Annotated in this window: 21 protein-coding genes; 14 read left to right on the top strand and 7 right to left on the bottom strand. The window is 57.0% G+C overall.

Annotation, left to right across the window (positions count from 1 at the left end; all coding sequences use genetic code 11):
* The 3 genes from ACE04I_RS12620 to ACE04I_RS12610 form a co-directional block, all read right to left on the bottom strand.
* Positions 1-677: porin (locus ACE04I_RS12620; protein ID WP_487207155.1), on the bottom strand; the 677-nt coding region annotated here is incomplete at its 3' end.
* Between the two features lie 968 nt (positions 678-1,645).
* Entirely contained in the window at positions 1,646-2,047 is a 402-nt protein-coding gene (locus ACE04I_RS12615) for a hypothetical protein (protein WP_137326680.1), read from the bottom strand.
* Between the two features lie 119 nt (positions 2,048-2,166).
* The gene (locus ACE04I_RS12610; RefSeq protein ID WP_487207157.1) at positions 2,167-2,295 is read right to left on the bottom strand and encodes a BA14K family protein; all 129 of its coding nucleotides are present in this window, start codon (positions 2,293-2,295) and stop codon (positions 2,167-2,169) included.
* An 821-nt stretch (positions 2,296-3,116) separates the two neighbouring features.
* On the opposite strand from ACE04I_RS12610, the gene ACE04I_RS12605 reads away from it, so the two are divergent.
* Together ACE04I_RS12605 and ACE04I_RS12600 are read left to right on the top strand one after the other, a co-directional pair.
* A complete protein-coding gene (locus ACE04I_RS12605; RefSeq protein ID WP_046797094.1) occupies positions 3,117-5,837 on the top strand; it encodes an ABC transporter transmembrane domain-containing protein in 2,721 nt (906 codons plus the stop codon).
* A gap of 20 nt (positions 5,838-5,857) precedes the next feature.
* Positions 5,858-6,343 carry a cyclic nucleotide-binding domain-containing protein gene (locus ACE04I_RS12600; RefSeq protein WP_348625791.1) on the top strand — a complete coding sequence of 162 codons (486 nt, stop codon included), beginning with the start codon at positions 5,858-5,860 and terminating at the stop codon, positions 6,341-6,343.
* 106 nt (positions 6,344-6,449) lie between these two features.
* Here ACE04I_RS12600 and ACE04I_RS12595 read toward each other — a convergent pair whose 3' ends face one another.
* Positions 6,450-6,932: a class I SAM-dependent methyltransferase gene (locus tag ACE04I_RS12595; RefSeq protein WP_487207154.1), complete on the bottom strand. Its 483-nt coding sequence runs from the start codon at positions 6,930-6,932 to the stop codon at positions 6,450-6,452.
* Between the two features lie 24 nt (positions 6,933-6,956).
* Entirely contained in the window at positions 6,957-8,297 is a 1,341-nt protein-coding gene (locus tag ACE04I_RS12590; protein ID WP_046797091.1) for a nucleotide sugar dehydrogenase, read from the bottom strand.
* 161 nt (positions 8,298-8,458) lie between these two features.
* On the opposite strand from ACE04I_RS12590, the gene ACE04I_RS12585 reads away from it, so the two are divergent.
* Together ACE04I_RS12585 and ACE04I_RS12580 are read left to right on the top strand one after the other, a co-directional pair.
* Entirely contained in the window at positions 8,459-9,553 is a 1,095-nt protein-coding gene (locus tag ACE04I_RS12585; protein WP_046797090.1) for a glycosyltransferase family 4 protein, read from the top strand.
* Entirely contained in the window at positions 9,550-10,329 is a 780-nt protein-coding gene (locus ACE04I_RS12580; protein WP_046797089.1) for a polysaccharide deacetylase family protein, read from the top strand. Before ACE04I_RS12585 ends, ACE04I_RS12580 begins: the two co-directional genes overlap by 4 nt.
* Here the strand turns inward: ACE04I_RS12580 and ACE04I_RS12575 are convergent.
* Positions 10,303-11,268, bottom strand: a complete 966-nt coding sequence (locus ACE04I_RS12575) for a glycosyltransferase family 32 protein (protein ID WP_487207153.1) — start codon at positions 11,266-11,268, stop codon at positions 10,303-10,305. The two genes, ACE04I_RS12580 and ACE04I_RS12575, sit on opposite strands and share 27 nt — an antisense overlap.
* 229 nt (positions 11,269-11,497) lie before the next feature.
* Here ACE04I_RS12575 and ACE04I_RS12570 point away from each other — a divergent pair, with 229 nt between their 5' ends.
* The 6 genes from ACE04I_RS12570 to ACE04I_RS12545 all read left to right on the top strand — a co-directional run bounded on the left by ACE04I_RS12570 (position 11,498) and on the right by ACE04I_RS12545 (position 20,006).
* Positions 11,498-13,387 carry a dipeptide ABC transporter ATP-binding protein gene (locus tag ACE04I_RS12570; protein WP_046797087.1) on the top strand — a complete coding sequence of 630 codons (1,890 nt, stop codon included), beginning with the start codon at positions 11,498-11,500 and terminating at the stop codon, positions 13,385-13,387.
* Complete coding sequence (locus tag ACE04I_RS12565) at positions 13,384-15,249, top strand: ABC transporter substrate-binding protein (RefSeq protein ID WP_487207152.1); 1,866 nt, start codon at positions 13,384-13,386, stop codon at positions 15,247-15,249. Before ACE04I_RS12570 ends, ACE04I_RS12565 begins: the two co-directional genes overlap by 4 nt.
* Positions 15,249-16,247 (top strand): ABC transporter permease, encoded by a 999-nt coding sequence (locus ACE04I_RS12560; RefSeq protein WP_487207151.1) that lies wholly within the window; start codon positions 15,249-15,251, stop codon positions 16,245-16,247. Before ACE04I_RS12565 ends, ACE04I_RS12560 begins: the two co-directional genes overlap by 1 nt.
* Positions 16,244-17,422, top strand: coding sequence for an ABC transporter permease (locus ACE04I_RS12555; protein WP_046797084.1), 1,179 nt, complete (start codon positions 16,244-16,246; stop codon positions 17,420-17,422). The genes ACE04I_RS12560 and ACE04I_RS12555 overlap by 4 nt, the downstream gene beginning before the upstream one ends.
* Before the next feature lie 178 nt (positions 17,423-17,600).
* Positions 17,601-18,830 (top strand): glycosyltransferase, encoded by a 1,230-nt coding sequence (locus ACE04I_RS12550; protein ID WP_082118508.1) that lies wholly within the window; start codon positions 17,601-17,603, stop codon positions 18,828-18,830.
* Between the two features lie 30 nt (positions 18,831-18,860).
* Positions 18,861-20,006: a glycosyltransferase family protein gene (locus ACE04I_RS12545; protein WP_487207150.1), complete on the top strand. Its 1,146-nt coding sequence runs from the start codon at positions 18,861-18,863 to the stop codon at positions 20,004-20,006.
* An 18-nt stretch (positions 20,007-20,024) separates the two neighbouring features.
* Here ACE04I_RS12545 and ACE04I_RS12540 read toward each other — a convergent pair whose 3' ends face one another.
* Positions 20,025-21,248: a glycosyltransferase family protein gene (locus tag ACE04I_RS12540; RefSeq protein ID WP_046797080.1), complete on the bottom strand. Its 1,224-nt coding sequence runs from the start codon at positions 21,246-21,248 to the stop codon at positions 20,025-20,027.
* Between the two features lie 712 nt (positions 21,249-21,960).
* Here ACE04I_RS12540 and ACE04I_RS12535 point away from each other — a divergent pair.
* Genes ACE04I_RS12535 through ACE04I_RS12520 form a run of 4 tightly spaced genes read left to right on the top strand, consistent with a single transcriptional unit; the run spans position 21,961 to position 25,774 of the window.
* The gene (locus tag ACE04I_RS12535; RefSeq protein ID WP_046797079.1) at positions 21,961-22,998 is read left to right on the top strand and encodes a LacI family DNA-binding transcriptional regulator; all 1,038 of its coding nucleotides are present in this window, start codon (positions 21,961-21,963) and stop codon (positions 22,996-22,998) included.
* Between the two features lie 21 nt (positions 22,999-23,019).
* Positions 23,020-23,967, top strand: a complete 948-nt coding sequence (locus ACE04I_RS12530; RefSeq protein ID WP_487207149.1) for a substrate-binding domain-containing protein — start codon at positions 23,020-23,022, stop codon at positions 23,965-23,967.
* The gene (locus ACE04I_RS12525; protein WP_487207148.1) at positions 23,964-24,779 is read left to right on the top strand and encodes an ATP-binding cassette domain-containing protein; all 816 of its coding nucleotides are present in this window, start codon (positions 23,964-23,966) and stop codon (positions 24,777-24,779) included. The genes ACE04I_RS12530 and ACE04I_RS12525 overlap by 4 nt, the downstream gene beginning before the upstream one ends.
* Positions 24,776-25,774, top strand: a complete 999-nt coding sequence (locus ACE04I_RS12520; RefSeq protein ID WP_046797076.1) for an ABC transporter permease — start codon at positions 24,776-24,778, stop codon at positions 25,772-25,774. The genes ACE04I_RS12525 and ACE04I_RS12520 overlap by 4 nt, the downstream gene beginning before the upstream one ends.

Here is a 25,774-nt window from a genome sequence, read left to right as displayed (position 1 = left end):
AGGTTAGCGGATACGCCGCCGAACGTGCCGCCGATCAGGCCGTTGACGCCGAGTTCGTCGTCGTTACCGGCTTCGTCGGTCTTCCAACCAGCCTGCGAGTTGAAAGCGTCACCCTGGATGTAAGCCTGGAATGCCTCGGTTGCAAAGGTGTAGCGGATCGAGTTGTTCAGGGTGTCGCCACCGATGTAGTCAGCGCCAGCAATCGGACCGCCGTCGGAGAGAACGGTTTCACCCGGCAGACCGATATCGAAGTAGTTGTAGAAGTAACCGACCTGCAGACCGCCGAGCTGGATGAAGCTCTCTTCGAGGTAGTAGTCGTCATCGCTGTTGCTGTTGGCGCGCAGCGTGATCTGAGAGTGCAGCTCACCAAACTCGGTGTCGCTCTTCGCCTGGAAGCGAAGCTGAGCACGCGTGTTGGTGCGGTAACCGCCGTCCTGCAGTTCCACGCCATCGATATCGAAATCGCTGCGGCCATCGACCTGCACACGGACATAACCGCTGATCTTGAGGCAGGTTTCCGTACCCGGGATGTAGAAGTAGCCAGTACCGAACGCGTCGCAGACGCGAACGTATTCCATCGGCTCGGGCTCAGCGGCCACGATCGCGTCGGCCGCCTGGGCGCCAGATACTGCTGCGAGGGCAGCAGCGGAGCCGAGAAGAAGGCTCTTGATGTTCATTTTGACCTCCAGTCAAAGAGAGGCGGCCTCCTCGTGGGCTTGTTTGCCGACCCGCAACTTGTTCATTTGACACTTAGTCACTCGTTCAAAATCCACCCTATGTTGCACGTGTTAAGATAAAGATCGAAACCTTATGTTTATCGAGTTCGACAGTCGGCAGAACAATGAATCAACATGTTGTCAATACCGAACGAAGGCAAACCATTGCTTCGCACCAAGAGGCGTACTCTGGCCGCGAAGCATTCCTGCCTGCTACCTTCGGCTAAGCTAGGAACGTGCCTTACATGGCATACGCTGAGGTTTATCTAAGGAAGCAATCTACTAAGTGGAGACGATTCCCTTGGATACATGGATATGGTACACGGAGAACAGCTTTCCGCGCGGTGATGCTCAGGCCCGCCTTGATGATCTTCGACGACCGGGCCGCCGCACTCGAAGCCGGCACCGAGCAGCGCATCCGCAGCGCCATGTGTAGACCGCTGCCGATCGTGTGATGATAGTGGCCCACCCCCTGAGTTCGCTCATACACGCTGACAGGATTCCGTGGAAATCGAGTCTCGAACATCTGTCCTGGGCGGGTATGACAGCCGAGGCGATGAGATCGGTCGTCGATGTTCCTAGCGCTCTGAGCGCCTATTATGGACCCTCTTCGGCCCCTTCGATCGCTTCCGCAAAAAATGATACGCTCTCCTGGCCTCAAACGGAGAAGGCTCATGAATTCGCGAGGTCGGCCTGAGGGTTCACCTCAACCCGGGGCAGATCTCAGTGCAAAGCAACAGGCGACGACCAAATGGCCGGAGGAGGCATGCAGGGGAACTTTCAGTTGGCGGAAGCGTTTGTGGTATATGAGATAGGATCGACTCGGCCCGCTTCGGCGGGCCTTTTTTCTCATCCCGCCAACTATATCCCTTGTCATCCTATAGTAGATGGTTAAACGCAAAAAACCCCTGCCGATCTGGACCCTGATATTACGGGATGGCACTCGCCATCAGGTCGAAGCCGCCATCACTTTCGAAATCTTCATGGGCATGAAAAAAGTCGCTCCAACGCGAATCCAGGGAAATTCTGAAGTTCTCCGAAGAGCATTCTCCGAAGGAGAAGTCGTGTTGGAATCGCCCATCGGTCATCAGCACCGCGTGGCGGTGGAGAAGTTTGGCAGCGGTTGGCGTGTCATTGGCTGATCTGCTCATATCGAACTGGTGGCCTTGGGCCAATTGATGCAGGATCACCATGCCGGCCGGTGCTTGCAGCATCGGCGGATTATGTGCTTTCCCGCGTAATGGCATCCACGCCTGGCAACGAGACTTGTGCTTGGCCTGAAAAGCCCGCCCTCGTGCCAGCTGACATGGCGGCTGATCGAGCCCATTCATGGCTGAAATTGCAAGCTGTCGCGCGGGTCGTTTCGGCGTACTTCCAGTGTCGCGCCTGCTTACGACCAATGAACCCGCCTGAGCGCGACGGGTTCATGTTTCTGGTTCGCGATCAGGAGTCAATAATATGGTGATCTGCACTCGGCTCTGACACCCGCTCGCGGCACATAGGTGTTGTCGGAAACCCGGTAGGTACGATATCGGGCAGAGCACCAATCGACATGACGTGCCGGCAGGCCGGTTACCACTCGAGGTTGGCTGGCGATTGCACCACCGATCACCGCTCCTGCGCCGAATGCGGCGAGGGGATACCACCAGCCATCGCGATGACGGCGATAGCCGCGGCGCCAATCCCGATACCCACGATGGCCATTGTACCAGCCATAGCGGTCTCGCCTATCTCCGCGCCAGTCTCGCCTCCATTCGCGACGGTCATCCCGTCGCCATTCACGACGGTCGTCCCGTCGCCACTCGCGCCGATCTCTTCTATCCTCCCTATCTCGCAGAACTCTCCTTAGCTCGGGTATGCTCGGGCCCCGGTCCTGAACGAGATGAACGTTCTTTTGTGTGGTGACGGTCTGTGCCGGTACACCGGTGGAAAAGCCATGCGCAGGTGCTATTCCCGACAACGCCGTGACGATAGCCAAGGCAACGATCGACAACTTCCTCATTGTTATCTTCCCTTTCACGCGCTGCCCGCAAGGGCTGCAGCCAACGCAATATGCACGCGTTTATGTGGAGCGACAACGCGCGAATGGAAGAAAAGTTCACGCGCATGGTTAAGCAACGCCACTGGCGGCTTGGCTGACCTCCCGGCAAGAAGGATTTCGCACTCGTCGCGCTGTGTCCCCCAGATCTCTGTAAAGCTGCATATGCGTCCTTATCCCGGACGACTAAGGAGGTAACGAGCGTAGCAATGTTGGGCAATCACTTCCATTTCAGCGCTTGTGATATCTTCAACGTGTGTTTTTTTCCTCAGCACCGTTCGATTGAGCCTTTTAGTAAACTATATGAAGGCGGCGAATCTCAGTTCCGGGCGGCTCAAGCTGTCTTAAGGCAGACAAATCAAATGGAAAAAAAACTTTTACGCTATATCTGGAACCACACGCGCCGCCAGCAGATCTGGGTATTGCTGGTGGTGCTGGGTTCCATGATCCCTTACTTCCTGTCCCTTGATTTGCCAAAACACATCATCAACGGCCCGGTCCAGGGTAGCGGCTTCGAAGAGGCAACCTCCAAACAGCCATTTATGGAATTCAGCATCGATCTCCCCTGGATAGGTCGTCTTTATTCGTTTGAGGGTTTCGACCTCGCGCGCGTGCAAACGCTGGTCGCGCTCAGCTGCGTGTTCCTGCTGCTCGTGATCATCAATAACGGGTTCAAGTACTACATCAACACGTACAAGGGCCGCCTAGGCGAACGGCTTTTGCGCCGCATCCGATTTGAACTGTTCGACCGTGTTCTCCGGTTTCCGCCTCGTCGGATGAAAAGCGTTCACGGCGCGGAAGTTGCAAGCATGATAAAAGACGAAGTCGAGCCCTTCGGCGGCTTCACCGGTGACGCCTTCGTGCAGCCGGCCATGCTCGGCGGCCAGGCTGCGGTCGCCATGATCTTCATCATGGTACAGAACTTCTGGCTGGGAATGATCGCCGCTGCAATGGTTGCCGTGCAGGTCATCATCATTCCGAGAATGCGCCGTCGCCTGATAGAGCTCGGCCGGCAGCGTCAGATCACCGCGAGGCACCTGGCCGGCAAAGTCAGCGAAATAGTCGACGGCATTGGCACTGTTCATGCCTACGATACATCCAACTATGAGCGGGCGGATATTGCCCACCGTCTGGGCATTATTTTCAAGATCCGGTACGATCTCTACCAATGGAAGTTTCTCGTTAAATTTCTCAACAACTTTCTCGCGCAGGTAACGCCGTTCCTGTTCTATCTGGTCGGAGGATATCTGGCCTTGAGAGGAACACTTGACGTCGGTCAGCTCGTTGCGGTGATCAATGCATACAAGGATCTTCCCGGGCCGCTCAAAGAGCTGATTGATTGGGACCAGGCGCGCCAGGATGTGCAGGTCAAATATGAGCAGGTTCGGGACTACTTCGAGGTTGAAGACCTAGCCCACCCCGAGATTCAGGCAATTGCGCCAGGCGTGCAGTCCTATGAAGGCTCGCAACTGTCGACCGTCAATCTCATGGTTGAGGATGAAAGCGGCGCCAAAGTACTCTCGGGGGCGTCAATTAAGTTCAATCCCGGGGAAACTGTGGCCCTGGTGGATCATCGTGGTCGTGGGGCAGAAGCACTTGCTGAAACCTTTGGACGTCAGGTCTGGCCCGCCGGCGGTAAAGTTCAATTGGGCGATCGCAGCATTTTGGACCTGCCTGAGGCGATTTCGGGTCGTTATGTGTCTTACGCCCCTTCGGATAGCTACTTTTTCCATGGCAGTGTGAAGGACAACCTCCTTTACGGCTTGAAACATGCGCCGGTTGAGACGGCGAAATACACAGGCCCTGAGGCAAGGGAGCGCCGTTGGGAGATCCGCGAAGCTCGAATGGCGTCCAACCCGGACTTCGACGTGCGAGCAAACTGGGTTGATGACCGGATGATCTCAACTCCCAACCACGGCCAAAGCGATATCAAGGCTTCCTTGCTCGCGGCCCTTGATACGGTGAAGCTTACCGAAGACATTCTGGAGTTTGCCCTGCATTCCTCCTTCGATGAGGAGCAAAATCCCAAACTGGCCCAGGACGTGGTGACGATGCGCCACGCGCTCCATGAGGAAGTGAGGCGTTTGGGGCGGACTTCGCTGATCATCCCGTTTAAGCCGGACGCCTATAACGCTGAAGCAACTGTCGGCGAGAACCTCCTTTTCGGCAAAACATTGCAGCCGATGCACTCGATGGGCAGTCTTTTTGAAAGCGATGATTTCTACAAGGCGCTTCAGCGCGTTGGGCTGCATCGCGCCTTCCTCGACACGGGCCTAGCGATTGCCAATCAGTTCGTCGAAATCTTCGCAGGACTTGCGCCCGATCACCCATTCTTCCATCAGGTTCCGTTCCTGACCGCGGAAGCGGTCGTTGAATATCAGCAGATCTTGAAGAAGCTTGGGACCAGGCGCGCTTACTCGCTCGAAGAAGAGGAGCAACGTTCGATCATCCGCCTCACCCTAGCATATATAGAACCCCGTTATCGCCTCGGTGTCCTTCACCGTGAACTGCAGGATAAGATCGTGGAAAACAGGCAACTCTTCTACGGAGAGCTGCCTGCCGAACTTCAGGCCAGCGTCAAGCGCTATGATCCCGATCGGTACATGTCCTTTGCCACATTGCGAGAGAACATCTTGTTCGGCAAAATTCCCCACCGCAGTGCTGAAGCGCCGGCTGAAATTCGCGCATTGGCGGCACAGATTTCCCGTGAGCGAGGCTTTTATCAGCAGCTTTTGCGCGTAGGTCTCGATTTCGACATCGGTGCGGGTGGCCGGCGATTGACGCTTCTCCAGCGTCAGAAGCTCAACCTTGCGCGGGCGATTATTCGCCGCTCCGATTACTATGTATTCAACAAGGCTCTCCCGGGCTTGGAACGGCGGCTCCAGGAGGAAATCGTGACGGATGTTCTGACCTATCTGCGCCAGCAGGACAATAATCCCACCATCCTGTGGGTTTTATCGAACATTTCGCTCTCTCGCTTGTTCGAGCGTGTAGTTATGTTTGACAATGGCGAAATTGTGGAGGATGGTCTTTACAAGACACTTCGGGAAGAAAGCGATATCTTTGGTACGCTGGTAGCCTGAAGCCGAGCAAAAGCATCTGAGTGGTGGCGACGATGTTGCTTTGTGATGAAGTTCAACTGCTGAGGAAGTTGCCGTATTTCGCGGAAATGGACGGCTGCAAGCTCAAGTTGTTGGCGTTTGCGTCGGAACGGGTCAGTTATGAGCCCGGCCAGAAACTGTTCAGGCAGGGTGACAGCGGCGATTCCGCCTACGTTATATTGACCGGGGTCGTCGAAACGATACTTGAGACGCCGTCCGGCCCCATGAAAATCGGCGAAAACGGAGAAATGTCCGTAATCGGCGAGGTTTCCCTGCTGTGCGACGGTGAACGCACCAACACGGTCAAGGCAGTTACCCACGTTGATGCGCTCAGAATCAACAAGGACAGTTTTTCCAGGGTTATCCACGACTGCCCTGATATGACATTGCGGCTTACCCGTACACTGGCTGAACGGTTGAGGAACGCCACGAGTGAACTCGATACGGTAAAAGCCTATAAGCCTTCCGCGACAACAACCGTAAACTAGCTCGTCTGACCGGAAGCCACAAATCACGTCTGCGGCAACCGGATGTTACTCCGACGGTGTTGATTATTTACCGGCATGGTGGCGAATTGCGGTGCGTCCCCACTCATCAAACGCGGCGATAATACCGGTAGCTGCCGGCGCTCATTGTCGGAAGTTCCGGCAAGGCCACGAGCCTGGGATGGTTTAGGGATAGTCCACTCACAGCAATGCCATCCAGTCTCAGCATGCCCACGATCATTTCAGGCAGCCACCTCAAGATTAGGGCGTCCTGTTCGGGGTAACCGGTCCCTATGTCGGCATGCACCAGTGCCGCATTGCATCCTGCGAATTGTAGCCCAGTCTCCTCTATCTCGCCCACAACGAGGTTCTCAGTTTCGGGTAGTCTCGTGCGATGCGCCGCAACTCGGCGGTCGAAGGCTATGATCCTGCGGTCGGGAAACAACTGTTGGAGATGACTGTAGGTCCGTCCGTTGCCCAGACCAATTTCGAGTATTGCCCCCTCTGCTGGAACCATATTGTTCGCATGAATATGGTTCAGCAGATCCCGTTGCGCGGTCATTCGCGCGATGAACGTATCCAATCGGCTCATCGTTTATCCTCAAGTTGACTATGATCAGGCTTTGACGACGACGTCGGAAACAAGCCCGCGGCGTGCAAAGACGTTTCGGGTGTCGATGATCAGCGGCGACCACTTCTCCAGCGAAACATAGTCGATGCAGTCATGGTCCGTAGCGATCAGCACGGCATCAAAACCAGCGATGGTTTCTTCGTTCCAATTGATGGACCTGCGACCTCGCAGATCGGCATGTTCCCGGGTCGGGGGTATCTCGTGTACATAGGGGTCGTAATAGCTGGTCCTGCCGCCGCGAGCCTCGATAAGCTCGATCAGGCGCAACGACGGGCTTTCGCGGATATCGGGCACGTTCTTTTTATAGGCGAGCCCGACGATCAGCACATTTGATCTGCTGAGGGCCATACCGCGATGGACATCTAAAGCTTCTGCAAGCTTGCTTACGATGTGTCGCGGCATGGCGGTGTTGATCTCGCCCGCCAGTTCGATGAAGCGAGTCGGCTGATCGAATTCGCGCGATTTCCAGGTAAGATAAAAGGGATCGATCGGAATGCAATGGCCACCCAGTCCGGGCCCTGGATAGAAGGGCATGAAGCCGAAAGGCTTGGTCTTGGCGGCATCGATGACTTCCCAAACATCGATGCCCATGGCGTCGTAGACGAGCTTCAATTCGTTGACGAGTGCGATGTTTACGGCGCGGAAGATGTTCTCCGTTAACTTCACAGCTTCCGCTGTGGCATTATCGGCTACTGGGACGACGGAACTGATGATCGAACCGTAGAAGGCAACCATCAGTTCACGTGCTATCTCCCCGTCACCGGAAACGACCTTGGGTATCGTTGAGGTTGCGAAGTTGCGATTTCCGGGGTCCTCGCGTTCCGGTGAATAACCGAGAAAGACTTCAACACCGCTTCTCAAGCCGGTGGCTTCCAGGATCGGTTTGACGATCTGGTCAGTTGTGCCCGGATATGTTGTCGACTCCAGCACAACGAGTTGGCCGGAGCGCAGCGTCGCCGCGATGGATCGTGCCGTCTTTTCCACGAATGATAGATCGGGATCACGATTGGCCGTCAAAGGAGTGGGAACGCAGATTGCGATGATGTCGCACTCGCCGAGCCTGTCGAAGTCACAGGTGGCAGAAAAGCGGTCGGCGGCACGCTCTCGCGCCAATGTATCGTCCGAAACGGCCTCGACGTAGCTGCGGTTTCCTTCGATGGCGGTTATCTTGGTCGGATCGACATCGAAACCCATGACCTTGAATCCCGCCCGAGCGATCGCCATCGCCAACGGCAGACCCACATACCCGAGACCAATGACTGCGGCTTTGGCTGTTTTGTTATGTATGGAGGCAAGCAGCTCTGACGATACGGACGTATGGGGCATTCCGGATGGTTCCAACGAACAGGATCAAAAGGCGAAGACAGTTGAGTGACAAGAGATGATGTGTCAAGTGTGGTGCGGATTGGCCGGGCGCCGGCCGACTTCACTTCGGTACTATCTATGCGAATACAAGAGCGTGATCACGCAAGCGTCATTAACTCAGCATGAAAATCGCGTTCTATTCTCCGATGAAATCTCCGAACCACCCGGTTCCCTCTGGCGATCGCCTGATGGCGCAGCTGATTATTCGGTGCCTTGGTCTCCTCGGTCACGATGTCCGCGTAGCATCCGATCTCCGCGCCTTCCTGCCCGAGCAGGATCCCATTGAAATGGACAGGCGCCGGAGCCGGGCACAGGACGAGATAGAGCGCCTGACCCAGTTATGGCAAAATGGTGGCGCGCCCGACCTTTGGTTTAGCTATCACCCCTATTACAAAGCTCCTGACTTGCTCGGGCCAATGCTGAGCCGCGCGTTCGGGCTGGTCTATGTCACGGCGGAGGCGTCCTACTCTGCCCGGCGCAATCAAGAACTTTGGCAAACCAGCCAGGCTGCGGTACTCGATGCTGTTGCGATGGCGGCGGTCAACATCTGTTTTACCGCGCGTGACGAACAGGGACTGCGCGCTGTCGTGCCAGGAGCCCGCTTCCAACGCCTGCCCGCCTTTATCGATCCGGCCCCGTTCCTTTTGCGCCCGCCGGCACCGAAACCCAATAGTCTCGTTACCGTCGCCATGATGCGCTCCGGCGACAAGCTCAACAGCTATCGGGCTCTAGCACAAGGCCTTGGACTTCTCTTGCACAAGGAATGGACGCTTGATGTCATTGGCGACGGCCCGGCACGTCATGAGGTTGAGTTTATGTTCAGCCAGCTTCCGCCGGATCGGATCCGCTGGCATGGTCGGAAATCCACCGGGGAGATTGCGGAGCTTCTCTCGAGCGCGTCAATTTATGTGTGGCCCGGCCATGGGGAGGCTTACGGACTTGCCTATCTCGAAGCCCAAGCAGCGGGTTTGCCGGTTGTTGCAGAACATGTGGCTGGCGTTCCCGAAGTCGTCAGGGACAAATACACCGGCTATTTGACCGCACCGGGAGATACCATGGCCTATGCCGCGGCGATCTCGCAATTGCTGGACTCAGAAACCATCCGTATGCGGATGGCCGCCGAGGCGCGCCGGTTCGCGAGGGCTGAACGGTCTATTGAACAGGCCGCGTGTCACCTGGACGAGATATTGGCACGTTGCATCGGAGTTGTCCCGTGAGCCTCGATCTATTGAGAGCAACGCTTGATCGCGCCACGGAAAGCGGTCGGCAAGTCACTTTCTGGCTTCGCGACGACGATGCCATCGAACCCACTGTTCAGTTGGAAACGCTATTGAACATGGCGCAGCGCACCGGTGTGCCGCTGACCCTTGCCGTTGTTCCCGCTGACGCAACGAACGCGATCGCTGCGCGATTGGAAGAGGCGCCGCTTGTCAATGTTGCGGTGCATGGGTGGCGGCATCGAAACCACGCGCCGTCGGGAGAGAAAAAACAAGAGCTTGGCTTGCATAGGCCAAAGGCGGAGATTTTGGGGGAACTCGAGGCTGCACTGAAGCGGGTTCAGTCGATGTTCGGCTCCCGCACCGTGGCGATGCTGGTCCCTCCCTGGAACCGTATAGATCCTGCCCTTGTGCCGAGCCTGCCTTCCTTGGGTTTCCAGGCGTTGTCCGTGTTCGGCGAAGAAAAGCGCTTCACACCAGTTCCGCTGTTAAACACGCATGTCGATATTATAGATTGGAAGGTTACGCGTGGGGGCCGGCCGGCAGATACGCTGTTTGTCGAAATCGCGCGCCGCGTCGAGGAGATTTCGAGCGATCCGCTCGAGACTGTCGGCATCCTGACGCACCATCTGGTGCATGACGCGGCTGCCTGGAGCTTTCTTGGAACCTTGTTTGAGCACACAGCGGATCATCCCGGCTGTCGCTGGATGCGAAGCGAGGATGTGCTTCGGGCGACCCCCAAGCACCCGTCACCAAGGCTTCCAAGCTATAAGTAGGCCCGATGCGTTTTTCTCCAGGGCAGCAGCGAGTGCCTTGACCTCGTTCAAAACCGCATCGGAGGACGCATTCGCCGCGACAAAATCTGCCGGTGCAAGACACAGTGTGGAGGCCCGTGCGGTAACTGTAAAAAGCAGCGGACCGGTGACCCACCATGCTGGAGCGCTCGGCAACTGATGGCGCAAACCAGGCAAGGCGGCAAGCATCATTTGGAACACGGGGTGCTTTGATGGAGCGGCGATGAATGAATTAGCGAGCAATATACTGCCTGCTGCGGTATTGCGTGGAATGGCTTCGGCGATCGCGTGAAGGCCTATCATCGGCAGAAGGTTATGGAAGCTGACCCCGGTATGGACGGGGTACCAGTCGCAGTCCAGGTAAATTCCACCTTGCTCATGGAGAATGACATAGCGAGCGACATCCACTGCTCCTGGATAATCTCCTGCCGCCAGCATGTCTACGAAGACTGCATTGTCATAAACTCCGATACTCTTCAGTTCGGCTTCCCGCCACAGCATGTAACGATAGCCGTTCCCCTCGGCATGTCGCCGCCAGGCATCGACAGTGACCGGAACCGGCCTTGCCCCGATCCAGACCTGGTGGATAGTGCGCGGAACGGCTTCGATTGCTGCGCGGGCCATAGCATTTTGCAATTCAGGTCCGCAGGTCAGATGGCGAGTGATGACCTCAGGGGAGGGGACGAGGTGATATTGGAGCCCAACCCGTCGGATCGGATCGGATTCTGCTTTGGCGAGTTTGAGAAGAGAAGAATGTATTCGCCGGGGCAGACCGAGCGACGTCTCGCTACCGAGTGTCACAAGGGCATCCGCATCACCGGCCAAAGGCTCGAGAATGGCGCGCGCATCATCAAAGCGCTTGGCAGCGATCAGCGCTTCGGCTTGTCTCAACTGTTCTTTAAAATATTCTCTGGTTTTCATAAGGAGCCCCTGAAAAACTCGTTTTATGCATGGACGCTGGCTTTGATTACGCGCTACGATGCTTCCTATACAATATCAAAGCCCCTGCCTTCTTGCTTTCGTGATGGCATGTTTCGGATGCCGAGTTTCTCTCAAATTCAGACAGCAGGGTGCTTCAGGTGGTGACCAGTTTGCACGTATCGGACCAACCATTACAGCATGTAAGGCAGATATCGCCGGAGTTGGGCGCATGAAGACCAAGCCTGACCTGTTGAGGATAGAAAATCTAAGTGTCAGTTTCCCGGTCTTCAAAGACCGGATTGATGCGGTCAAAAATCTCAGCATGCGGATTCGCCCAGGCAAAGTGACGGCGCTGGTAGGCGAATCCGGATCCGGCAAGTCGGTCATTGGTCGTACGATCGTGGGACTGGAAAGCCCCATCGCCTCAATTGCCGGTCGTATTCTCTTCAATGATCCTGTCTCGGGAGAGGCCCCTGTCGACCTGCTCAGCCTGCCACGCGACGGGCGTCAAATCAGACATATACGCGGCAACCGGATCGGTATGATCTTCCAGGAGCCGATGACATCATTTTCGCCGCTTCACACGGTCGGCAACCAAATCGCAGAAGCACTGCGCATCCACGATGCCTCCCCAGCCAGCGAGCAGATTGAACGCATAGACGAAATGCTGTCGCTGGTTGGGTTCAAGGACCCGGCCAAGGTGCGCCGAATGTATCCGTTTGAACTTTCGGGCGGGATGCGGCAACGAGCCATGATTGCCAGCGCATTGATCTGTCGGCCTGCACTCCTAATTGCCGATGAGCCGACCACAGCACTTGATGTGACAATCCAGGCACAGATCCTGAAATTGCTACGTGAACTTCAGGAGCGCTTTCACATGGCGATGCTCCTGATTACCCACGACCTCGGTATCGTGACCAACCTCGCAGATGAGGTGGTCGTGGCCTATCGTGGGACGATCATGGAGTCTGGAACAGTCGACGATATATTTCGCCGCACCATACATCCTTATCCTCGAGGATTGATGGCTGCCGTTCCTCATTTCGACATGCGACCTGGGGATAGACTGAAGCCCTTGCGTGAGATCACCGTTGACAGCTCCAAGCTTTTAGGACGAGGCCCGTCAGGTAGTCGGGGGGAGACAGATGTCATCCTGTCCGTACGCAATGTCAGCAAGACCTTCACGACCAGAAAGTCCGGGTTCCTTGGCGATAGTGGCAAGGACAAAATCCGCGCGGTCAGTGACGTCAGCTTTGACATACGCCGTGGCGAAAGTCTTGGACTCGTGGGAGAAAGCGGTAGCGGCAAAACCACACTCAGCAAGATCCTGATGCGGGGTGTATCGTCCGACAGCGGATCGGTCATCTTCCATGATCATTCCAAGCAGATAGACGTGCTGAACGCCAGCGGCAGCGAATTGGACATCGTGCGCCAGAAGATCCAAATGGTCTTCCAGGACCCGGTATCTTCCCTTTCGCCACGCATGACCGTTCGCAATATTGTTGGCGAAGGCCTCGATATCCATGATCGCGGCAACCGCCGTGAACGGCTTGATACCGTGCTGCGTCTCATCCGGGCGATGGGGCTGGATGATGGCGCACTTACCCGTTACCCGCATAGCTTTTCCGGCGGTCAGCGCCAGCGCATCGGCATTGCCCGTGCCCTGGCCCTCGGACCTGAGCTTTTGATTTGCGACGAACCGGTCTCGGCGCTCGATGTGTCGGTGCAAGCACAGATACTCAACCTCATGAAGGACCTCAAGAACGACCTGGACCTCACCTACCTGTTCGTCTCCCATAATCTTGCAGTGGTGAATTACATGGCGGATCGGGTGGCGGTTATGCATGCGGCCCGGATTGTGGAAATCGGTCCATGCGAGATAATCCTGAAGAATCCCGTCCATCCCTATACCCGCAAGCTGATCGCGGCCATCCCCGTGCCCGATCTGGACCGGCCATTGGACTTTACAAGTCTCGCAAGGGCTACGGGAGAGACCGGCGACTGGGGCCGGCAGTTCTTGCAAGGGAACGATCAAAACGCCTTGGCGTATGCCGATCTCGGAAACGGTCACCTCGTTTTGGCTCGTGAAACCGTCGATGCGCGGGAATTAAGACCATGATCGGGCGGCGCAGTTTGCTGGCACTTTTGGCCTCAATGGCCGCGCCGGTGCGGCTCGGTTGGGCGGCGGATCACAAAAGCAAAGTTGCTTTTGGACCTCCGGAGCAGCCGAGGGTCATCTCTCTTTCTGGCATGGGGCGCATGCCGGGACGACGTGGCGGTACTATACGAATGCTGATCGGCGGGCAGCGAGACATTCGGTTTATGCCAATCATCGGGTATGCCCGCCTCATCGGTTACGATACAGATCTCAATCTGCAACCCGATATTCTTGAAAGCTTCGATACCTTCGAAGACCGCATCTTCACCTTTCGCATTCGGAAGGGCCATCGCTGGTCCGACGGCAGTGAGTTCACTACCGAAGATTTTCGCTATTGCTGGGAAGATATCTACCAGAACCGCGAACTTCATCGAGGCGGCATTCCGATCGAACTCCGCGTGGACGATCGGGAGCCCCAATTCGAGATTTTAGACAAATGGACGGTACGATACAGCTGGCACGCGTCCAATCCCGACCTGCTTGCGCGCATTGCGTCACCCGTGCCGCTTAAGCTGGCGATGCCTGCAGCTTATCTGAAGCAATTCCACAGCCGCTATCAGGATGCAGACACCCTCGCCACGCTGTGCAAAAAATACCGGGTGGAGGATTGGACGGATCTGCAACTCAAAATGTCGCGTACCTCAAGGCCCGAAAATCCGGAGCTTCCCACGCTCGACCCATGGGTCAATACGACGGCGCCCCCGGCCTCCCAGTTTGTTTTCAAGCGCAATCCACATTTCCACCGCGTCGATGAAAGGGCCGTTCAACTCCCGTATATCGACAAGATTTTACTCAACAGCAGCTCGAGTGACATCATCGCTGCGAAGACCGGAGCCGGAGAAAGCGACCTTCAGATTTCCGGTATCGATTTTTCCGATTACACATTCCTGAAAAGTGCTGAGGACCGGTTACCGATCAAGGTCAATCTATGGAGGAGGAGCCAGGGTTCGCGGATTGCCTTGTTTCCCAACCTCAATTGCAGCGATACCGTCTGGAGAAGGCTGCTGTGGGATGTAAGGGTCAGGCGCGCGCTGTCGCTTGGGATCGACCGGACGGAGATAAACAAGGCCGTATTCTATGGCCTGGCGCGGGAAAGTTCCAATTCGATTCTAGCAGAAAGTCCGCTTTTCAAGGCAAGCTATGCCCGCGCCTGGGCATCCCACGCCCCGGAGGAAGCAAACCGGCTTCTGGATGAAGCAGGTCTGAAAAGGGAAAAGCCAGGCGGCATACGCCTGCTGCCGGACGGTAGGCCGGCGACAATCATTGTGGAATCTGCCGGCGAGAATACGTTTGAGTCCGATGTGCTGGAGCTGGTGACGGATCACTGGGCGCAAATCGGCATCAAGCTGTTCACGCGCATCTCTCAACGCGAGATCTTCCGCAAGCGGATCATGGGCGGTGATACGATCATGTCGGTCTTCCAGGGCCTGGACAATGGCATTCCCACCGCCGAAATGTCGCCGCGCGAACTGGCGCCGACCTCGGACGACCAGTATCAATGGCCCGTCTGGGGATTGCACCATCTTTCTGGCGGAAGTGATGGTCACGCCCCGGATATGAAAGAGGCCATCGATCTGCTTCGGCTTTTCAAAGCGTGGCGCCGAGCTGCCACTATCGCCGAACAAGAGGCGATTTGGCACCGAATGTTGGAGGTCTATACCGACCAGGTGTTCACGATCGGCATCGTCAATGCCGCCTTGGTTCCGATCGTCTCCAGTTCACGTCTACGCAATATACCCGTCGATGGACTTTTCGGTTTCGATCCCACGTCCTATCTCGGTGTCTATCTTCCCGATACGTTCTGGTTGGAGGAGAGTAATTGATGATCCGCTATATTCTATGGCGGATCGCCATAATGATCCCCACCCTGATTTTGATTTCTATCCTCGTCTTTTCCATCATCGAATTGCCCCCGGGCGATTATTTCGAAAGCTATGTCGCAGAAATGCGGGCCATCGGCGAAAATGCCGAGATGCAGGAAATAGAAGAGTTACGCGCACGCTACGGTTTCGATAAGCCTGCCCCCATCCGCTACCTGAGGTGGGTGAGCGGCATGCTTGTGGGTGATTTCGGCTATTCCTTCGAATACAGGATGCCGGTGAGCGATGTCGTCGGTGACCGACTTTGGCTGACCATTGTCGTCTCAACAGTTACCGTAGCGCTTACCTGGTTGATAGCATTCCCGATTGGGATCTACTCGGCCACCCATCAATATAGCTGGGGCGACTACGGATTGACCCTGTTGGGACTGCTCGGTCTTGCCGTCCCCAACTTCGTGCTCGCGCTGATCCTGATGTATTTCGCCAATGTTTGGTTTGGCACCTCCATTGGACATCTGATGGATCCGGAATATCTGGGCCAGCCTATGAGTTGGGCGAAGGCTTCATCAATCCTGGAACATCTCTGGATTCCCGCCATTATCATCGGTACCGCGGGAACAGCGGGCATGGTCCGGCGGCTTCGGGCGAATTTGCTCGATGAACTGCGCAAGCAGTATGTCGTGACCGCCCGCGCGAGGGGGCTTCACCCGTTTCGTGTACTCGTGAAGTACCCGCTGCGCATGTCTCTTAACTTTTTTATCTCGGACATTGGCTCGATATTGCCAACGATCATATCCGGCGCGGAGATCACCGCAGTCGTGCTGTCGCTGGAAACGACCGGGCCGCTGCTGATTAAGGCCTTGCAAAGCCAGGATATGTATTTAGCAGGCTCGTTTCTGATGTTTCTTGCGTTTCTCACCGTAATCGGCGTCCTGGTTTCCGATATCGCGCTTGCACTTTTCGACCCGAGGATCCGTCTTCAAGGTGGACGAATGAAATGACGACATCACTTCCGAGAGATGGTGAACCGCTTCCGCACTATGTGTCCAGCGCTCCTTTTGATCCATATGCCGACGACGCGGTCAAGAACAAGAAAAAGGCTTTCGGACGGTCATCGCAGCTGGAACTCATGTTCTGGAAATTTCGGCGCCACCGACTTGCATTGTTGTCGGCGATCATCCTGCTCGTAGCCTATGTGTCAATTATCTTCGTAGAGTTTCTCGCGCCGTACAATCTTCACACCAGGAACATGGACAATATCTATGCTCCGCCCCAGCGAGTGAGATTGTTCGACGAGAATTGGCGGTTTGTAGGTCCCTTTGTCTATGGTCATCAGATGACCCTCGACATGAAGACGCTACGAAGGGCCTACACGCCCAATAAGAATGACATCCAGCCCCTTCGTTTCTTCTGCCGTGGTGACGATTATAGATGGTTCGGTCTCGTCGAAGGCGACGTGCATCTGATCTGTCCCGCGAAGGATGGAAATCTATTCCTGTTCGGCACGGATCGTCTCGGACGCGATGTATTTTCCCGCATCGCATATGGTGCGCGAATCTCGCTCACCATCGGCCTCTTCGGCATTATCACCAGCTTCGTGCTCGGCATCGTTATCGGGGGCCTGGCCGGGTATTACGGAGGGGTCGTCGACTTGATCGTCCAGCGTATCATTGAGGTGCTGCAATCCATCCCGAGCATTCCTCTCTGGCTGGCGCTTGCCGCGATCATGCCCGCCGACTGGAACCCGATCGCCATCTACCTGGCGATCACCTTTATTCTCGCGATGCTCGACTGGACCGGTCTTGCGCGCGCGGTACGCTCAAAACTTCTCGCATTGCGGGAGGAGGATTATGTTTTGGCGGCACAGCTTATGGGCGCAGGGCATTGGCGGATCATTGGTCGCCATTTGATTCCTGGCTTCATGTCACACCTGATCGCCAGCGCAACCTTGACTATTCCCGGGATGATCCTGGGCGAGACGACGCTCAGCTTCCTTGGGCTGGGATTGCGGCCCCCGATTACCAGTTGGGGAGTGCTGTTGGCCGAAGCGCGCACGGTGAACGTACTGGTGCTTTATCCATGGCTGCTCATTCCGGTCGTGCCGGTTATCGTTGTCATTTTGGCATTCAACTTCCTAGGAGATGGGTTGCGAGACGCAGCGGACCCTTATCGGTAGCTTGCGGCGCCGTAGATTTCCCGTACTTCGGCAGCGTGCTCAACACAGTTCGACGAGAACTGAAACCTGCGGACAACTTGCAAATCTTCGCCTTCGACATTACTCCTTTGTCGGTCCTGTCTCATAGGCAGGTTACGTTTAATCATTCGGGCACTTTGACCCCCGGGAAATTTCTAGCGTGCAGAAGCAGCGAAAACTTGTGGTCCTGCTGAAGGGTTACCCTCGACTATCGGAAACGTTTATAGCCCAGGAGCTGCTTGGTCTGGAGAGAGCTGGCTTCGAACTCGTGCTCGTATCAATGCGCCATCCGACAGACAAAAAACGCCACCCCATTCATGACGAGATCCAGGCGCCAGTTCTCTATCTGCCGGAGTATCTGCGTGATGAGCCGTTGCGGGTGCTGCGATCGCTTGTGAAGGTATCCTGCAAGCGTGGTTTCTTGCGGACGTGCGCGAATTTCCTTCGGGATCTGGTGCGTGATTTTTCGCCTAATCGTTTCCGCCGTTTCGGCCAGGCCGCAGTTCTTGCAGCGGAATGGCCCGATCAAGCGGATTGGCTGCATGTTCATTTCATCCACACGCCAGCTGCGGTCGGGCGCTATACAAGCAAACTCCTTGGTTTGCCTTGGAGCGTTTCGGCACATGCAAAGGACATTTGGACCACGGCGAAATGGGAGCTGCGCGACAAGCTTGCCGACAGCGAGTGGACGGTCACCTGTACCCGAGCCGGTTTCGAACATCTTCGCGATCTGTCGCGCGATCGAGGCAACGTCCATCTGAGTTATCACGGCCTTGACCTGGATCGGTTTCCGCCATTTAAAGGTGGACGCCCCCTGCGCGACGGAAGAGATGCCACCGATCCTGTGATCGTACTGAGTGTCGGACGTGCCGTCGACAAAAAAGGGTTCGATGTGCTTTTGAAGGCGCTGGCGATTTTGCCCGCCCACATCCATTGGCGGCTCGAGCACATAGGCGGCGGAAGCGAACTGGCTAATCTCAAGGCGCTGGCTGAACAACTGGGTATTACGGATTGCATCCGATGGCACGGGGCCCTTGCCCAGCAGGAGGTTCTCAATCAATACCGCGCGGCTGATGTGTTCGCCTTGGCGTGCCGCGTGAGTGATAACGGCGATCGGGACGGACTGCCGAACGTGCTGATCGAAGCGGCCAGCCAATCGCTCGCCTGTGTCACGACCTCAGTCTCCGGCATAACCGAAGTCTTTCGTGATGGGCAGAATGGCTATCTCGTGCAGCCGGACGACCCTGCCGCCTTTGCTCGAGCTCTTGAGGCTGCTATTTGCAACCCGCTCCAGCGAAAGGCGATCGGGGAGACGGCAGAGGCAAAGGTGCGGGGTGAATTCGACCATCGACACAGTATTCATCAGCTAACTGCCCTGCTCAACACCTGAACCGAACTACTCCAAACATCAGGCGCCGTCATGCCCAAGGTCTTTTTCTACGTCCAGCATCTTCTTGGGATTGGACATCTGGCGCGCGCCAGCCGCATTGCAGCTGCCTTGGTCGAGGACGGGTTCGCAGTGAACATGGTGACTGGCGGCCTGCCGCTCGAAGGATTTCCTGCACCGGGCGTCGAACATATCCAGTTGCAGCCGGCGATAGCAGCCGGCGACAGTTTTACGAAGCTGAAGGATGCTGACGGCAATCCGGTGACCGAAGCCGCAGAAGCACTTCGGCGTGACCAGCTTATCACAGCCTACCGTGCGCAGCGGCCCGATGTGGTCATTCTCGAAGCCTTTCCCTTCGGTCGCCGACAACTCCGTTTCGAGCTCCTTCCTCTGCTTGACGAAATAAAACGGAGCGAATGGCGTCCGCTGGTCCTGAGCTCCGTACGAGATATATTGCAGCAAAATCGCAAGGCTGGTCGTGACGAGGAAACGATTGCGCTCGTAAGGGAGCATTTCGACCGGGTTCTGGTTCATGGCGATCCAAACTTTGTGCGCCTGGAGGAGACATTTCCCCCAGCTGCTCAGATTGCCGACAAGCTCGTCTACACCGGGCTTGTCGCGCCTGCTCCTCCTCGATCAAAGTCCGATACGGATGCTAAATTCGACGTAATCGTTTCAGCAGGCGGCGGCGCGGTCGGCGGAGCTTTAATCGAGACGGCGATTGGGGCCCATGCCGAGCTACCTCCGCTCGGCCGGTGGTGCGTCATTACCGGCCCCAACCTGGAGCCCGACGAGTTTTCTCGGATCAGCGGGTCAACGGCCGCCGAGGTCGAAATCGTGCGCTTCCGGCGGGATTTCGCTCGCCTGCTGGGGAATGCAAAGCTGTCGATCTCACAGGCTGGCTACAATACTGTCTGCGATATTCTTCAAGCCAAGTGTCGTGCAGTCCTAGTTCCTTTCTCAGCCGCAGGCGAAACCGAGCAGACCGTGCGCGCAGAAAAGCTGACGCGGCTGGGATTGGTTTCAACCGTTGGCGAGGATGAGTTAACCCCAACCAAGCTTGCCGCAGCGATTGAAAATGCCCTCGCGCTCGAACCGGCAAACAGCATTTCGTTGAAACTGAATGGCGCGCGACAGACCGCCGCCACCGTTCGGCAACTTCTTGCAATGCGTGGATGACGCTTGGCCGGCAGCCATTCAGGAATGGGACAGGCCACCTTTGACGATCGAAAGGTGGTCACCGTGAATTCGGCTGAGGCTGCGATCGACGATATCGCAGATGTTCGACAGCCCATCAAGCCGCATATCGGGGGCAGTGACGGAGGGAGGGGCCCGCTCGAGGAGTTTCTTGAGCGAGTCAGCCAAGCGCACCCCGTCTATCGCGTGATCGGGATGCAGCATGTCGATCAAGCCGAGCTCACTTGCGCGCATGGCACGGATTAGTTGTTCTTTGCGCGGCAGTGTCCGTGGAATAATCAGCGCCGGTTTATCGAAAGACAGGATCTCGCAATAGGTATTGTAGCCACCCATCGCCACCACTGCTCTTGCCCCTGCGATCAGGTCTTCCATGCGATTGTCGAACTCGATGATCTCCAGCCATGGGATTTGCTCACCCTCCTGCCGGAAGTGTTGCCTCTGATCAGAGGGCATGTATGGTCCAAGCACGACGAGCGCTCGCTGGGTCAATGCCGGGTCGGCCTGGTAGGCATTGATGATGTCACGGATGAGCTCGCTGCCGTCGCCTCCGCCCCCCGTTGTGACGAGAACATAGTCATCCCGTTCCCGGATGTCTGCCCGGGGTTCTTTTGAAGCCTGCCTTTGTAGGAAGCCCACGAAGCTCATTTTCGCTCGTAATGTGGAAGGCACGTCAAGACCGATCAGCGGATCGTAAAAGTCGGGTGGCCCGTAGACCCAGATCTCGTCATAGAGCTGATCGACCTTGCGAATGACGTCGTTGCGCTCCCACTCGGATTTAAGAAGGTGGGGTGCGTCCATGACGTCGCGCAGGCCAAGCACAAGGCGCGTGCCGCGCGTCTTTAGATAGATGAGCGTGTCTTCCACCTCGCGCCGCAACCCCAATGGTTCCTTGTCGACGATGAAAATATCCGGCTCAAAGGTTTCAGCGGTATGCCGAATGATCGATTCGCGCATCTTCAGCGTGTCCTGAAAGGACACGTCCCCGTTCATGGACGTATAGTCGCCGTTCCGCAATTTGATGACACTCGGGATTTTGACGAAATCAACCCGCGCCCGATAATCGAAGGCGCCTGCAATGGTAGCTCCCGACATGATCAACACGTTTGCCTCATCAAAGCCGTCGACCAATGCATGCGCGATCGTCCTGCACCGGCGAAGATGGCCAAGACCGAAGGTATCATGGCTGTACATGAGAATTCTTGCGTCTTTGGGCTGCTGCGACATGCTCGAAGCTCTCCGGGTTGACCTTCATTTGATTGCTTCTCTTCCGGCTGCCGCCTGTGGCCGTAGCGAGATGGGAAGTCTGGGCGTTCTCACATAGTGATTCTTGGGTGCGTTGGGAGGGAGCTTATACTCGATTTATTTGCAATTTCTGCTCGACCACGCACCTCAGGCGACCGAACGGGACGCGGCCAGAATTCGTTGAGAACCGTGGTTGTGCCGAGATGTAGCGTTCTCCATAATGAGCTACAGGCTGGAGGTGATTTTTCGCAAACGGCAGAGCGGCAACGCCGGTAATGATGCGCCCACGCAGCCTATAAGCGCCTGAAACGCACCATGACGGCCAAAGCGCTGTGGAACGAGGCGTGACCCTCAACGCGCTTGCCGACCACCTCGAACCGGCAAGGTTTAATTCTGGCGTTGCCGAACTGGATTACTAGCTGCATCGCCGTGCCCGCCAATCAGGCAGCCGGCGCATCGCGCACCTTAGCCGTATCCGAGCACAGTCGCCTCCTCGCCTACTATGCACTCGCCTCCAGAAGCGGTGAAGCAGCCGGAAGCACCTGGCCATTTCCGGTGCAACATGCCGATGGTCGGCTTGCACGACCTCAAAACAGGTGTTGATCTCCTAAACGCTTGACACGTTCCGCCGACGTGGCATTGTAAAGCGGTTTAGTAAATCGCTTTACTCAACTGCGACTGCCACAGGGACATCATGTCTAGCAAGCGTGCCACAAGCCTGAAGGATGTCGCCGATGCGGCTGGCGTTTCAGTGGCGACCGTGTCGCGCCTTCTCAACGGCTCGCTGCAATTGCCCGCCGAAACCAAGCAGCGTATCGTCAAGGCCATCCAGGATCTCAAATACGAGCCGAACCCGCATGCTCGCAGCCTGAGTCGCGGACGCTCAGACACAATCGGGCTCGTCGTGCCCGATATCGGCAATCCGTTCTTCGCCACGCTCGTATCGGCGGTGGAGGAAGAGGCGGACAAGCGCGGCCTTGCGCTCTCGCTCCACGTCACCCTCAACCGACCCGGGCGTGAGATTTCCTATGTGACCGCACTTGCCCGCAACCATGTCGACGGGCTGATCTTTATCACCAACCATCCCGATGACGGGGAACTGGCCGCGTTGATCAACCAGACGGGCAAGGTTGTCATTGTTGATGAAGACGTGCCGCATGCGATGGTTCCAAAGCTTTTTTCCGACAATGAGCAGGGCGGCTATCTCGCAGGTCGGCATCTTGTCGATCACGGGCATCGGCGTGTCCTTTATATCGGCGGTCCGCAGGAGATGATCAGCACCCGCCGTCGATCCCAGGGATTGGAGCGCGCACTTAAGGAACGGGGGGAGCCGTTTCAGATCATCCGCTACGAAGGCAGTTTTACGGTGGAGTTCGGCCGCGAGGCTGCGCGGCGCTTTCTCGATGAAGGCAAGCAGGCGACGGCGATCTTCGCCAGTTCGGACGAGATCGCGATCGGGCTGATCGAAGTGCTGCTGGCCGAGGGCGTCTCCATTCCCGATGAAGTCTCCGTCATCGGCTTTGACGACGTCGGGCCGCTGCATCTTTTCGCACCGCCTCTGACCGCGATACGTCAGCCCGTGCGGGCGCTCGGCGAACGCGGCCTGGCGCTGCTTCTGGAAACAAACTGGCAGGAAACCGAAAGCCTCAGGACCGAGGAACTGCTGCCGGTCGAAATCGTCGTGCGGAACTCCGTTGCACCGCCGTCGAAAATAAAAAAGCAACGACCATGAACCAAACCAGAGGACGAACACATGACTATTCTCACACGCAGGATGTTGACTGCCCTGGCCGCGACTGCCTTTGCCGGCATGTCCCTCGGAGCCATGGCCCAGGCCGCTGAAAAGACTTTCGCTCTTGTCCAGATCAACCAGCAGGCGCTGTTCTTCAACCAGATGAACGAGGGAGCCCAGAAGGCGGCTGACGCGGCCGGCGCCAAACTGGTCATCTTCAACGCCAACAACGATCCGGCCGCGCAGAACAGCGCGATCGAAACCTATATCCAGCAGAAGGTCGACGGCCTCGCCGTTGTGGCGATCGACGTCAACGGCATCATGCCGGCCGTGCAGCAGGCAGCAGCCGCCGGGATTCCGGTTGTCGCGATCGATGCCATCCTGCCGGAAGGCCCACAGAAGGCGCAGATCGGCGTCGATAACGCCAAGGCCGGCGCCGACATGGGCAAGTTTTTCCTAGATTACGTGAAGAGCGATATGGGCGGTAAGGTGAAGTACGGCGTCGTCGGAGCCTTGAACTCCTTCATCCAAAACGTCCGCCAGGAAGGTTTCGAGAAGACCGTCAAGGGCGCCGAGGGTGTCGAGACCGCGGGCGTCGTCGATGGCCAGAACATCCAGGACAACGCACTCGCGGCCGCCGAAAACCTGATCACCGGTAACCCTGACATGACCGCAGTCTACGCCACCGGCGAACCGGCGCTGATGGGTGCGATCGCCGCTGTCGAAAGCCAGGGCAAGCAGTCCGACATCAAGGTCTTCGGCTGGGACCTCACGGCGCAGGCCATTGCCGGCATCGACGCCGGTTACGTCACAGCCGTCATCCAGCAGGATCCGGCCGCCATGGGTGCGGCCGCAGTCGACGCGTTGAAGAAGATCTCGGACGGCGGTAGCGTCGAAAAGACGATCTCCGTGCCGATCACCATCGTAACCAAGGAGAATGTCGAACCCTACCGGGCCGTATTCAAATGATCTCTGACCGACAGCTCCCAACCGCTGTCGCAGGGGCCGGGGGAGGAGAAACTCTCCCCCGGCAGTCCGGCGAGAGCGACATTCGCCAGCCCAGAATTTCATTGAAGGGCATTCGCAAGAGTTTCGGTTCGCATCAGGCACTGCGCGGCGTCGACCTCGACATCTATCCGGGTGAATGCCTGGGGCTGGTGGGTGACAATGCAGCCGGCAAGTCGACGCTCACCAAGATCATTTCCGGTACCTATATTCCCGATGACGGCACGATCTCGATCGATGGACATGAGGTTCGGTTGGGTGGACCAGCCGATGCCCGTGAGCGCAATATAGAGATGGTGTTTCAGGACCTGAGCCTGTGCGACCATGTCGATGTGGTCGGCAATCTTTTCCTCGGCCGTGAATTGACCAGGGGACCGTTCCTCGATCGTCCGCGCATGGTGACCGAAGCTCGAGCCATGCTGGATGCGCTTGAAATCCGCATCCCACGCCTCGGCGCCAAGGTGGAAAAGCTCTCGGGTGGCCAGCGTCAGGCGATCGCGATCGCGCGTGCCGCCTCCTTCAATCCGAAGGTCCTGATCATGGACGAGCCGACGTCTGCTCTGGCAGTTGCCGAGGTGGAAGCCGTGCTCAACCTGATCAATCGGGTCAAGGCAAAGGGCGTCTCTGTCATCCTGATTACCCATCGCCTGCAGGATCTCTTCCGCGTCTGCGACCGCATCGCCGTCATGTATGAAGGCACCAAGGTTGCCGAGCGCGATATCGGCAAAACCGACCTGCAGGACCTCGTGCAGCTTATCGTCGGAGGCAGACATTGAGCGCCTATACCGAACGCGCGGCCGGCTCCCCGGTCGCCGACTTCCTTTCCGAACATGCGCAGGTCCTGTCGATCACGGCGTTCTTCCTCGCCTGCCTCGTGTTCTTCTCCGCCACCACAGACACGTTCCTGACCCTGGGCAACATTCTCAACGTGCTGCGCCAGGCCGCCCCGATCCTTGTCGTGGCAGTGGCGATGACGTTCGTCATCATCACCGGTGGCATCGACCTTTCGGTCGGCTCGCAGGTGGCGCTGGTCAATGCGGTCGCCGCAATTATCCTCGCCATGGGCTATCCCTGGCCGACTGTGGTAATCGGCATGATCGCCTTCGGCGCACTCATGGGCATCGCGCAAGGGTGGTTTGTCGCCTATCAGGGCATCCCGGCCTTCATCGTGACACTTGCAGGTCTGTCGATCCTGCGTGGTTTCGCGCTCTGGCTGACACAGGGTTATTCGATCCCGATCAACGACGTGCCGGGGTTTTTCTGGCTCGGCCGCGGCGAACTTCTCGGGCTTCCGGTTCCGGCGGTAATTGCAGTGCTCGTGGCGGCGATCGGTTACGTGGTCATCGCCTATACGAAATACGGCCGTCAGGTCGTGGCCGTCGGTTCTAACCTTGAGGCTGCCCGCCGCGTCGGCATGCCGGCCAAGTGGATCGTCGCGTCGGTCTATATGGTGTCCGGCATTGCCTGTGCCCTGGCCGGTCTGCTGATCGCGGCACGCCTCGGCTCCGGCTCGTCCAACGCAGCCGTTGGCTTCGAACTACAGGTCATCGCGGCGGTTGTGCTCGGCGGTACGTCGCTGATGGGAGGCCGGGGCAGCATTCTCGGGACCGTGCTCGGCACACTGACCATCGCGGTCATCGGCAATGGGCTGATCCTGATGCATATCTCGCCCTTCTTCACGCAGATCGTAACCGGCGCGATCATCCTCGTGGCGATCTGGCTCAACACCAAGATCTTCACCACCAATTTCCGCTTCGGCGGCAAGAGGTGA

It is taken from the genome of Rhizobium moroccans, from assembly GCF_057559155.1.
Note: the sequence above shows the minus strand (reverse complement) of the source record. Positions and strands in the feature narration are given on the sequence as shown.